Source organism: Salinivibrio sp. MA607, assembly GCF_001996245.1.
GTDB classification, from domain to species: domain Bacteria; phylum Pseudomonadota; class Gammaproteobacteria; order Enterobacterales; family Vibrionaceae; genus Salinivibrio; species Salinivibrio costicola.
Genome location: NZ_MUFJ01000006.1, coordinates 123926 through 135561, shown reverse-complemented (window position 1 = coordinate 135561; position 11636 = coordinate 123926). Strand labels below are relative to the sequence as shown.

Below are 11636 nucleotides of genomic sequence, written 5' to 3'. Positions count from 1 at the left end.
ATTAATATATGTAATATTGTATATTTCATTTATACTGCTATCATCCTTCTATTAACAAATAAATTAAACAGGAACCAATAATGTCTGATGCAATGAAAGCGTTACTCAACCTGCGTAGCTTACGCGCTCTTGCCAAAGAGATGTCAACCGAGCAACTAAACGAAGCGTTAGAGAAACTACATACCGTGGTTGAAGAACGTAAAGAAATTGATCGCGAAGAAGAAGCAAAAGAACAAGAGCGTTTAGAAAAGCTAGAGAAATACCGCGAAATGTTAGTGGCCGATGGCATTGAGCCAGAAGAGCTCATGAAGCTATTAGGTGGCAGCACTAAAGCGAAAACACCAGGAAAGCGCGCAGCACGTCCAGCTAAATACCAATATACTGATAATGACGGTTCACATAAAACATGGACAGGTCAAGGCCGTATGCCTAAGGTTATTCGCGAAGCGACGGAAAGTGGTTCTGCAACACTCGACGATTTCCTCATCCCTGGTCAAGAAGCATAAACTTTTTACCAAGGAAAAAGAAAAAAGAGGCCAAGGCCTCTTTTTTTGTTATAGGGTATCAATCAAATTTAATTCTATCGGCTAAATGACTAACCGCCAGAGCAAAGTAATGCGAGCGGTTCCACTTCAATAAGCTTTGATAATTATTGTAGACCAAATACGCTCTCCCCTTTTCATCATCAGGCTGAATGAGCCATGCTTTGATGTCGACCTTGGGTAACGCTTGGCCGTTCATGCGTCTTACGCCTTTCGTCTGCCAGTCACTTAACAATAAGCCCTTGTCTGCTCCGGTACCGAGTAGAGACCGATCAAGCTGTTCTGGAACTTCAACTTGCCGACCCCATGTGTAGGTATCATCCCAGCCAGCTTGTTTCAGATAATTCGCTGCCGATGCAAAAACATCGGCCTCCGTTTGCCAAATATCCTTTTTACCATCTTGGTTGCCATCCACAGCATAATTAATAAACGAACTGGGCATAAACTGAGATTGCCCCATTGCTCCCGCCCATGATCCTTTCATGTCTTCGGGGGCAATATGACCTTGCTGTAATATTGTCAGTGCTGCCATGATTTCTTTACGGAAAAAAGCTTCTCGACGGCCATCAAATGCCAATGTCGACAATGCCTCAATCACATTATAACTGCCTTGGAGCTTACCAAAGTTACTTTCAACGCCCCACAGGGCAACAATAAAACGTGGTTGCACCTGGTATTGTTCACCCACTTTTTTTAATGCGTCATAATGCTGATTGTAGAGCTTTTTCGCTTGCGCCACTTTCCAGTCTGGTACCGCTCGAGGAATATACTCGTCTAAAGTAAGGCGCCGCTCGGGTTGATTTCGATCTGAGCTCACCGCACGTTCATGATATTCAATCCCGTCAAACGCTCGCTCGAGCAATGCATCGCTAATCCCTGCCTCACGAGCTTCATCTTTTAATGAGGCCACATATTGTTCAAATCCTGGCTTGGCCATCACTGGGCTAACGATTAATGCAGCCGCCATACAGGCTGAAATCATACCTTTGCGCATAGTCTTCCTTTTACAGTTTTTCGTTTCTATTACGAATAGCCTGCAGCGCTACGTCCGGAGGTGGGGGCAGCTGTACAAAAAACCCCTCCTCTTGCAGGCTTTGCTTTACCTTGGTGATATTGACCACCGCAAGCTTTTCACGCTTGTCTAAGTCAATCATCATTGCGAACTCTGGTTGCCCAAAGCTGTTCATCAGCGCCTCTGGCACATCATCAAATTTATCTTTCTCTGCAAGATAAAGATAGGTGCCTTCTTTCTTTTTGCTTCGATAAATTGCGCAATACATCTCAAAAGTCCTCACGAGCATGCCATAAAACAGGCGATAAATTGTCATCCTCGGGCAAAGGTTTGTTAAACTTTACCGCAAAGTGTATCAAAACACGTATTTGCGGTGGTTTCTCACTATAAAGCTAAAAAACATCATTAAAACGAGAAATCTGACTCGAAAAGCAAACCTTGCTTGCCGCATCCGTGCTGTGAATATACCATGCTATTCAACGTCTGATAATGCGCGTCTGACTCGTGTTTTAACGACAGAACCGGGATCGAATCACATGCTTAAACAACCGGAGTTGAAAGGCTCTACTTTCACCCTATCCGTCCTCCATCTTGTTGACGATAACTTCGCCGCGGCGGCTGATGTGCTGGCCGAGAAGGTCACTCAAGCACCTGGTTTTTTTGAAGGTGCCCCCGTTGTGGCTGATGTTCAACGCCTTTCTCAATGTCCTGACATCAGTGCGTTAAAGCGCTGTTTACAGGCAACGGGAATGATTCTTATCGGACTGACTGGGGTCACGCACAACCATACACGCCAACTTGCGCTAGATTCGGGACTGGCCGTGCTTAAATCAAGTAAGCAGTCACGGATCGCAGATCCGATACAAACGCCAGCAAAAGTGGTCACCGCGCCTGTTCGTTCCGGCCAGCAAATTTATGCTAAAAACGCAGATTTGGTCATCTTGAATCATGTTAGCGCCGGGGCAGAAGTGATTGCCGATGGCAGCATTCATATTTATGGCGTGCTACGAGGCCGAGCAATTGCCGGCGCATGCGGACAAAAACAAGCACGCATTTATTGTCAGAACCTTCAGTCAGAATTATTGTCAGTGGCAGGTAGCTATTGGCTGAATGATAAGATTCCACCAGAACATGTTGAGCGGCCAGCCATGGTGTCGCTTAATCAAGAAAGCTTACAGATTGACCCCCTCACGCTATAAGAGAATAAGGACGAGGAATGGCACGAATTATTGTAATTACTTCCGGCAAAGGTGGCGTGGGAAAAACCACCTCAAGTGCAGCATTAGCGACCGGATTAGCATTAACAGGCAAAAAAACAGCGGTTATCGATTTTGATATCGGTTTACGTAACCTGGACTTGGTGATGGGGTGTGAACGCCGTGTTGTCTACGACTTTGTTAATGTCATTAATGGTGAGGCGAATCTCCATCAAGCATTGATTAAAGATAAACGAGTAGAAAACTTGTTTATTCTACCCGCTTCTCAGACACGCGATAAAGATGCGCTGACCAAAGAAGGGGTTGAACGTGTTTTAAAAGACATGGACGAGCTTGGTTTTGAATACATTATTTGCGACTCTCCTGCGGGCATCGAGGCTGGCGCATTAATGGCGCTGTATTTTGCTGATGAAGCAATTGTCACTACCAATCCTGAAGTGTCATCTGTGCGCGATTCTGACCGTATTCTTGGTATTCTTGACTCTAAATCACGCCGCGCAGAAAACGGTGAGGAGCCGGTTAAACACCATTTATTAGTCACTCGTTATAACCCTGCACGTGTGACCAATGGCGAAATGCTAAGTGTCGAAGACGTTGAAGATATTCTACGCATTCCTCTGCTGGGCGTGATCCCGGAAAGCCAGTCGGTATTACACGCCTCGAACAAAGGTGAGCCTGTTGTGCTTGACCAAGAGTCTGACGCAGGCCAGGCCTACGAAGATGCCATCGCTCGTTTGCTGGGTGAAGAGCGCCCCTTCCGCTTTATTGAGGAAGAGCGTAAAGGTTTCTTAAAACGCTTATTTGGAGGCTAATGTGGCATTGCTAGAATTCTTCCGGCCCACTAAGAAAAAGTCCGCCAACATCGCGAAAGAGCGTTTACAGATTATTGTTGCCGAGCGTCGTAGTGCCGATAGCCCTGCTCCAACCTATCTGCCTCAGCTTAAGCAAGATATCTTAGATGTCATCCGGAAATATGTCGATATTGCGCCAGACCAGGTATCGGTTAGCCTCGAGCAAGGGGATGATGATCTGTCTGTTTTAGAGCTAAATGTGACGCTCCCCGAGGAAGGAAAGGACCACTAATACGGCCCCTTTTTCTCAAAAACACGAAAGCGGTGCACGAGCACCGCTTTTTAGGTTTAGGCGGTTGGCTTTTTGGGAATAGCCGCTAACAGGGCATCGCCAATTAACGTGTAACGCCATCCTTTTGCTAATTCGGGGCGTTTCTCTTCTTGGCAATCGTCTCGCCATACCCAAGTAATCAGCTGATTCAGCTGTTTTTTGGAGCCAATAAACTCTGGCGCTAATCCAGCGTTATCAGCCGCTTCTTGCACTTTTTCTTTAATTGCTTTGATCACCGCTTTATAGCCTGGTTCATCGACCAGCCGTGTCAGCGCTGGCGGGCATTTATCCGCAGTCACCTTGTCAGCCTGTTTTGCGATTTTTATCAGTGTTTGTGCATGATAGCGAATTTCAAAGCGATCAAACCCATGTTCCTGCATTTGCTCTACTGTGCGTATATCGTATCGCGCCATTTTCCAAAGGTGCTGTTCTTTGACGATAAAATTAAGCGCCATGTCACGACGTCGTGCCTCTTTGGCTCGCCATTTTGCCAACGCTTGCAATACTGCCAATTGTTGTGGATTCAACTGCCAAGCATATTTAATCTCTCGATAGACGGCATCATCCGCCTTTGGCTGCTGTTTTTTCAGGCAAAGCAGTGCGCACTCCTCGACGATAGCCTCTTGCCACGGTGTCTGCGCTAAGGCGTCAGACAACGCCTGATAAAGTGGCATCAAATAGTAAACATCTGCTGCGGCGTAGTGCTTTTGCTTGTCGGTCAGTGGCCGTGCACACCAGTCAGTGCGTGACTCGCCCTTGTCCAGCGCCACACCGACATAACGCTCAACTAAGCTTGCAAACCCTTCCGATACACCATGGCCTAAAAATGCTGCCATGATTTGGGTATCAATCATTGGTGTCGGTAGCGCACCCGCATGGTGTAGAAACACCTCTAAGTCTTCACTGCTCGCATGTAGTACCTTGGTCACGCTGACGTCGGCCATCAGTGCCCACAAAGGCGATAAATCGTCAATCGCGATAGGATCGACCAGCGCGAGGCACTCCCCGTCATAAAGCTGAACTAAGCCCAGCTGAGCATAGAAAGTGCGAGTGCGGACAAACTCAGTATCGACCATCACGGTTGCTTGCTGACGAAGACGCGTGCATATAGCCACGAGTTGTTGAGAAGAGGTGATCAGTTGATAGTTCACAAAAAAGCCCATAAAGAAAATGCCGGCGATGCCGGCATTTCGTGATTCGTTATTGCTAGTTTACCCTTTTCTGGGTCGGTTCGCATCAAGCCGACGCTTTTTGCGCAGGCGCCTCAGGCTCGTCCCTTAACTCACGACGCAAAATCTTACCAACATTGGTTTTAGGTAATTCATCCCTAAATTCCACCACACGCGGTACTTTATAGCCCGTAAGATGCTTACGACAGTGGGCAACGAGATCATCTCGCGTGAGCGAGGGATCTTTTTTCACCACACAGATCTTCACCAATTCGCCTGAGTTCTCGTCAGGCTGGCCAATCGCTGCAACCTCGAGCACTTTTTCGTGCAGGGCGACCACGTCTTCCACTTCATTTGGGTAAACATTGAAACCTGATACCAAAATCATGTCTTTTTTGCGGTCAACAATGTGCAAGAAACCATCATCATCAAACTGCACCACATCACCGGTCGCTAACCAGCCATGTTCATCAATGCTCTCCCGTGTGGCTTCAGGCCGATTCCAGTAGCCTTGCATCACCTGTGGGCCACGTACTAGAAGCTCACCGGGTTGGTTATCGGCGACATCGTTACCTTCATCATCGACAATACGGACCTCAGTCGACGGCACGGGCAAACCAATTGAGCCATTGTAGTCTCGCAAATCGTACGGATACGCGGCAACCAAAGGTGAGCATTCGGTTAACCCATATCCTTCGAGTAAGTGCTTACCCGTCAGTTTTTTCCAATTTTCAGCCACTGCACGCTGTACCGCCATGCCTCCTCCCACGGTCAAGCGTAGGTTCGAGAAATCGAGCTCATGGAAATCTTCGTTGTTGAGTAAGGCATTGAATAACGTATTCACGCCGGTGATCGCGGTAAATGGATATTTTTGTAGCTCTTTCACAAAGCCTGGAATATCACGCGGGTTAGAAATCAGTAAGTTCTGCCCCCCCATCTCGATAAACAACAGGCAGTTTACGGTCAACGCAAAGACGTGATAAAGCGGTAATGCAGTTACCACCACTTCTTCACCCGCATTAAGCACCGGCTGGTAGGTACCTTTTGCTTGATAAACATTCGCCAACATATTGCGGTGGGTTAAGATAGCGCCTTTTGCCAATCCAGTGGTGCCACCCGTGTACTGGAGGAAAGCGACATCATCGCCTTTCAAGAAAGGCTTAACGTATTGCATTCGGCGACCACGACTCAGCGTTTGGCGCATCGATGTGGCATGAGGCAAATGATACTTGGGTACCATTTTCTTCACGTATTTGACCACAAAGTTCACCAAGGTTCCTTTGGCGCGCGGTAGTTGCTCGCCTAAGCTGGTCAGAATCACATGCTTGACTGGGGTATTGTCGACCACTTTTTCTAATGTATGGGCAAAGTTACTGACAATCACAATAGCTTTTGCTCCCGCGTCCGTCAGCTGGTGCTCTAACTCACGAGGGGTATATAACGGATTGACGTTAACAGCAACACAACCGGCACGTAGAATGCCGAATAAAGCAATCGGATATTGCAGCAGGTTTGGCATCATGATCGCAACGCGATCGCCTTTTTTCAGCTTCAGCTCATTTTGCAAATAGGCCGCAAACGCGCGGCTACGCTCTTCCAATTTACGAAACGTCATCACCTGCCCCATATTAATAAAGGCAGTCTGGTCGGCGTACTGTTGAACAGAATGTTCAAACATTTCAACAAGGGAGCGATGAGCATCTGGATCTATTTCCGCCGGCACATCCGACGGGTAACGATTAAGCCATACCTTTTCCACTGGCTTTCTCCTATATTTCTGCTGGTCGGCTATTTTGCCCACTTCGATCGACGCAAGGTATAATTCAAACAAGTGTTTAACCTGCCTACCATAACGTTAACATTATTTTTACACGAGCATTTTAAGTGCGCGTTTGAATTTTGGTCACAAAATCCGTTATCAACGACACAGTTTGTTGCGGTTGTTGAAGGTGGCAATGATGGGTTCCGGGAAGCTCAGCGAGGGTGAGTTGTTGAAACCACGTTGCCCGGATGGCCGCATCTGTTGAGCGAAATGCAGGATACCCATCTGTCGCTCGAATCGCCAGTACTGGGCAATTGATCGCTCGAATAATCGACTCACTGTGAGCTGGCGACATTCGATAAAGCGCTTCTGCGCCTAATTTGCGGTCATGACGCCAGCGTACGCCTTGTGTACATACCGAAAGTCCTCGAGCCACCAAAGGCAGAAGTGACTCAAGCGATACTTTATTTATCGAGGCGCGTAACCGTAGCGCCTTAAGCGCCGAATCAAAGTAACGGGGGGCCTTTGCTCTTAAAATGGCCCGTTGATTCAAGCTGTTCACAAAACGTTCAGTGACCGTCTGCTCAGGTTCCGCGATCGGGCCGAGTGCTTCAATGGTCACCATGGCATCAATACTATCGGGGAAACTAGCCGCATAACAGCTAGCGACCACCCCACCCAGTGAATGACCCACCAGCACCACCTGCCCTGTGTGACCGAGCAGCGAGAGCGATGAGTGGTTCAGCACTTGGTGCAGATCATCAAGATAGTCAAAAAACGGATAATAATAATCACCGGGTTTGTGTTCCGATAAACCATGTCCTGGCCAATCAAACAGAATGAGCCCAAAATCTTGCGGCAATAAAGGAAGCAGCGAATGAAAACTCGCGAGATTATCTTGCCAACCGTGCATGAACACTAATGTCGGTGCGCCATGGCTGGGCGTACGCACAGCCGCCGCTACCTGAATGTCTGCAAGCGGGATAGATGTGGCGACCAACCCCGAGCAAAGGCCCACTTGCTCAGGAGGCTGGGCCAATAAAGCATCAAGCTTTGCACTTAACGGTGTGGATAGCATGGCGACCCGTTATGGGTTAAGGAAGGGTAATCACACTTTGCACATGCCCGGTACCGACACCGATACGAAGTCGAGAACAATACGACCCGTAACAATACGGCCTGTCATCATCAATCACTTGTTGCTCAATATTCCATAATTGATGTCCTTTCACCTTAAGCACTGGGTAATCATAGGCGTACGCATCGACCATACCTTGCTGGCGTGAGTCAAAGTCGCCGAGAATGGTAATCGGCCGCCCTTTGGCATAATCAGCAGGCTCCACAAACCCATCAAAAACGGCTTTAAAACGCCCGAGGGATGAGGCCTTAATATCGGGACGTCCCGCATCTGAGATTGGTAAAGCAACGATTTCTACAACCGAGTCAGACTCCCGGTTATTGACACCGACAATCATCCCGCCTAAGCGCACTTCTTCGCCTCGTTGCGCCTCAGTCATTTTCGCCACAACTGGATATTCAGTCACGGGCTGATCCATGCGTCCTTTGAGTGTCTCCGGCAACGTTGAGCAGCCGGTTAAAACCAAGGCACCAAGAACGACTAGCCAATAAGGTTTCATACAACACGCTCCTTTTGTGCGCCATTAAACGTATATATCGACCCCAACCAAGCTCAACAGTTCCTCTCGCCGTGTTTGGTTTAACACGGCGAAGTAAGATTCCATTGCCTGCCGACCTCGACCATCAGGTAAATCATATTGTACCTGTTGCTGCGCTTGCTCAGCTTGCGCAACCGACACTGGGTCAACGCGCTGGCGAACCGCGTTGGCAACTTGCGTCGTCTTCGGCGTTTGCTTGCGTGTGGCTTTCTGTTTGTTTGCCGCACGCTGGGATTGATTCGATCGGGTCGTCTGTGGGGACGGTACACCGTTAATCGATACCATATTCGCTTCCTATGCTCACCGACCGACTACCGGCCTACTCTCGCCCGGGTAATTTCTTCCACGTGACTTTATCTCGCAAATAGGTGGGGCTGGCTAGCTCGGCGGCCACCGCTTCTCCTGACTGGTACGCGTGTTGTGCAATCGCGATCATATCTTGCGCTTGCGGGTACAACACGTCTGACCTGACGCTTTGCAATCCCAACTGGGCCTCTAGATCAGGATAGGCAGGCCAGCCGGTTCCTGCCAATGTCCAAACACCTTGGTTCGAGTGAGGTGAAAGCGCATCGGGTGCGACGACCACTTCCTCACCTAAACACTGCCAACGGCCTGTTTGTGTGCGTTGGTACTGACCGACATATAACTCGCCCATCCGCGCGTCAATCGCAGCGAGAACATGGGTTGCGCCGCTCAGTCGGTAGCTTTGTGCCGCCATCGCCTCTAGCGTCGACACGCCAATCATGGGCAAATCCGCGCCAAAAGCGAGTCCTTGGGCAATACCAATACCAATGCGTACACCGGTAAAACTGCCCGGCCCGCGGCCGAACGCCAACGCATCCACCTGGCTGAGTGCGACGCCGGCTTCTGCCAGGACTTCATCAACCATCGGCAGGATCTTATTCGTGTGTTCGCGTGGGGCGATTTCACTGCGTGAAATAACATGATCGCCACAACTAAGTGCCACTGAACAATTCTCCGTCGCCGTATCGACGGCAAGTATTTTTAGCGTCATTTAACCCTCTATAGGTTGATGTGATAAATGCGAGTGAACGGTTTTATTGTCCGCCTCTGAGGGCGACAAAAAATCGTCAATATGGTTAAGCTCCCGTGTCCGTGGGATAGCAGGTAAACTGCGTAAAAAGGTCGCGCCATAGGCACGGGTGACTAAGCGGTTATCACAGATAATCAATGCGCCATAGTCTTGTTGATCACGAATCAATCGCCCCACGCCTTGTTTAAGCGTGATCACTGCTTCGGGAATTTGTACCTGAGCGAAGGGATCGCCACCTTGCAATTTGCAGTCTTCAATGCGTGCTTTTAATAAAGGATCATCCGGCGACGCAAACGGCAACTTATCAATGATAACGCAACTCAAGGCCTGGCCTCGTACATCAATGCCTTCCCAAAATGCCCCTGTCGCCACCAGTAGCGCGTTACCTAAAGACAAGTATTCTGCCAATAGGCGCTGTTTAGGCATTTCGCCTTGCATCAACACCGGCAATGACAACTGCTCGCGAAATAACGCCGAGAGCTCACGGACCATTTGGTGCGACGTGCAGAGAAAAAAGCAACGGCCTTGGTTGCGTTCAATCACCGGCCCGAGCATGGCGGCCAATTTATTCGCACGGCGATAACTATTGGTCTCAGGGACATGACGTGGCACACACAATCGAGCTTGTTCTGGATAATTAAACGGGCTTTCCAGCGTCATTTGTTGTTTGGCATCGATCCCTAATCGGTGATTAAAGTGGCCAAAATCTCCCTCTACGGCCAAGGTGGCCGAGGTAAAGATCCATGCACCGCCTTGTTCGGCCATTTGTTCACGAAAACGGTCCGCTACGGATAATGGCGTAATATTCAAGCTAAAATGATGGCGTGTACATTCATACCAGTAGGAATACCCGGTTATCGACGTATCGCGAAGGCGCGTTAATCGGGCTTTAAACAGCGTAATACGGTCAAATGCGGCATCCAATAACTGGCTTCGCCCAAGCGATAACTTGACGACGTCATGAACTAAATCGAGGGCATCGGACAGTCGCACCAGTTCTTTTTCAACCACAGGCGACGCTTGAAGCTCGCGCCAATTGCCTCGAAACCCTGGCTCCCCCATAACTAACCGCATATCCATCGCTGCTTGCGAGAGGCGATCGGCCACTTTTTCCAGTTGGCGGGTATCACGAAGTTCGGTCCGGTAGGCGATATGAATATCTTTCGCGGCATCTTGAAGCTGTCGGCTTGACAAAGACTGGCCAAAATACTGGCTGGCGATATCGGGCAATTGATGCGCTTCATCAAACACCATCACATCGGCATCTGGGATCAGTTCACCAAAGCCGGTTTCTTTGATGGCGACATCTGCCAAAAATAAATGATGATTAACCACCACCACATCGGCATCCATCGCACGACGTCGGGCTTTAACCACGTAACAGTCTTCATAGCTGGGGCAGTCTTTTCCCAGACAGTTATCATTGGTGGAGGTCACAACAGGAATGAGCGGACTGTCTTCGGCAAGCGCCTCACATTCACTCAAATCGCCCGATTCAGTATACGATGACCACTCACGAATTTTGACCAACTGACTCAGTTGTCCCGGTTCACTATCTGGGCGGTGACACTCGCTAATTTGCCGCTCTAAACGTTCAGGACAAAGATAATTGACCCGGCCTTTGAGTAGCGCCGAGGTACCGGTATAGCCCAGCGCAGACTTCATCAAGGGTAAATCGCGATGGTAGAGCTGCTCTTGCAGGTTTTTCGACCCGGTACTGATAATCGCTTTTTTACCGCTTAACAAAACCGGGGCCAGATAGGCATAGGTTTTCCCGGTTCCTGTGCCCGCTTCAACCACTAACTGGCCTTGTTCACGAATGGCCGTATCGACAGCGATCGCCATATCTGTTTGCGGTTGGCGAGGCACGAAGCCGTTAATGGCTTTAGCCAGCGCGCCCGTCTCTGAGAAAACCTTACGGATCATTGGATAAATACACAGGGGAAAGAGAGCATTATGCCAAACCCCCAAAATGGATCAAACCATTCAGGGTCGAAAGCCAAGATCACTGCGAAAATCACTTTGACCTAGCCCGCCAGACAGGGTAAAACCGAGGGTTTAATAATAAGCAGCACAGTATCA

General features: G+C 49.0%; 13 protein-coding genes. 4 read left to right on the top strand and 9 right to left on the bottom strand.

Annotated elements, in window-relative coordinates:
- Window positions 1-80: 80 nt before the first annotated feature.
- Entirely contained in the window at window positions 81-506 is a 426-nt protein-coding gene (locus BZG81_RS04900) for an H-NS family histone-like protein (RefSeq protein ID WP_021022432.1), read from the top strand.
- A gap of 58 nt (window positions 507-564) precedes the next feature.
- Here BZG81_RS04900 and BZG81_RS04895 read toward each other — a convergent pair whose 3' ends face one another.
- Together BZG81_RS04895 and BZG81_RS04890 are read right to left on the bottom strand one after the other, a co-directional pair.
- A complete protein-coding gene (locus BZG81_RS04895; protein WP_077676860.1) occupies window positions 565-1536 on the bottom strand; it encodes a lytic murein transglycosylase in 972 nt (323 codons plus the stop codon).
- Between the two features lie 10 nt (window positions 1537-1546).
- A complete protein-coding gene (locus BZG81_RS04890; RefSeq protein WP_021022434.1) occupies window positions 1547-1822 on the bottom strand; it encodes a YcgL domain-containing protein in 276 nt (91 codons plus the stop codon).
- 268 nt (window positions 1823-2090) lie between these two features.
- Here BZG81_RS04890 and minC point away from each other — a divergent pair, with 268 nt between their 5' ends.
- The 3 genes from minC to minE are packed head-to-tail and all read left to right on the top strand — an operon-like array spanning window position 2091 to window position 3854.
- Complete coding sequence (gene minC, locus BZG81_RS04885) at window positions 2091-2753, top strand: septum site-determining protein MinC (protein ID WP_077460183.1); 663 nt, start codon at window positions 2091-2093, stop codon at window positions 2751-2753.
- 17 nt (window positions 2754-2770) lie between these two features.
- Window positions 2771-3583 carry a septum site-determining protein MinD gene (gene minD, locus BZG81_RS04880; RefSeq protein ID WP_077460182.1) on the top strand — a complete coding sequence of 271 codons (813 nt, stop codon included), beginning with the start codon at window positions 2771-2773 and terminating at the stop codon, window positions 3581-3583.
- Window position 3584: 1 nt separating this feature from the next.
- The gene (minE, locus tag BZG81_RS04875; RefSeq protein WP_021022437.1) at window positions 3585-3854 is read left to right on the top strand and encodes a cell division topological specificity factor MinE; all 270 of its coding nucleotides are present in this window, start codon (window positions 3585-3587) and stop codon (window positions 3852-3854) included.
- Window positions 3855-3910: 56 nt separating this feature from the next.
- On the opposite strand, the gene rnd is transcribed toward minE, so the two are convergent.
- From rnd to BZG81_RS04840, 7 genes are all read right to left on the bottom strand, one after another.
- Window positions 3911-5044 (bottom strand): ribonuclease D, encoded by a 1134-nt coding sequence (gene rnd, locus BZG81_RS04870; RefSeq protein ID WP_077661364.1) that lies wholly within the window; start codon window positions 5042-5044, stop codon window positions 3911-3913.
- Between the two features lie 85 nt (window positions 5045-5129).
- Window positions 5130-6821 (bottom strand): long-chain-fatty-acid--CoA ligase FadD, encoded by a 1692-nt coding sequence (gene fadD, locus BZG81_RS04865; protein WP_077661359.1) that lies wholly within the window; start codon window positions 6819-6821, stop codon window positions 5130-5132.
- A gap of 121 nt (window positions 6822-6942) precedes the next feature.
- Window positions 6943-7902: an alpha/beta fold hydrolase gene (locus BZG81_RS04860; RefSeq protein ID WP_236719483.1), complete on the bottom strand. Its 960-nt coding sequence runs from the start codon at window positions 7900-7902 to the stop codon at window positions 6943-6945.
- Window positions 7903-7918: 16 nt separating this feature from the next.
- Window positions 7919-8461 carry a Slp family lipoprotein gene (locus BZG81_RS04855; protein ID WP_021022440.1) on the bottom strand — a complete coding sequence of 181 codons (543 nt, stop codon included), beginning with the start codon at window positions 8459-8461 and terminating at the stop codon, window positions 7919-7921.
- 24 nt (window positions 8462-8485) lie between these two features.
- Complete coding sequence (locus BZG81_RS04850; RefSeq protein WP_021022441.1) at window positions 8486-8785, bottom strand: hypothetical protein; 300 nt, start codon at window positions 8783-8785, stop codon at window positions 8486-8488.
- A gap of 34 nt (window positions 8786-8819) precedes the next feature.
- Window positions 8820-9515 carry a tRNA (adenosine(37)-N6)-threonylcarbamoyltransferase complex dimerization subunit type 1 TsaB gene (gene tsaB / locus BZG81_RS04845; protein WP_077575861.1) on the bottom strand — a complete coding sequence of 232 codons (696 nt, stop codon included), beginning with the start codon at window positions 9513-9515 and terminating at the stop codon, window positions 8820-8822.
- Window positions 9516-11480, bottom strand: coding sequence for an ATP-dependent DNA helicase (locus tag BZG81_RS04840; protein WP_077676859.1), 1965 nt, complete (start codon window positions 11478-11480; stop codon window positions 9516-9518).
- Between the last annotated feature and the right edge of the window lie 156 nt (window positions 11481-11636).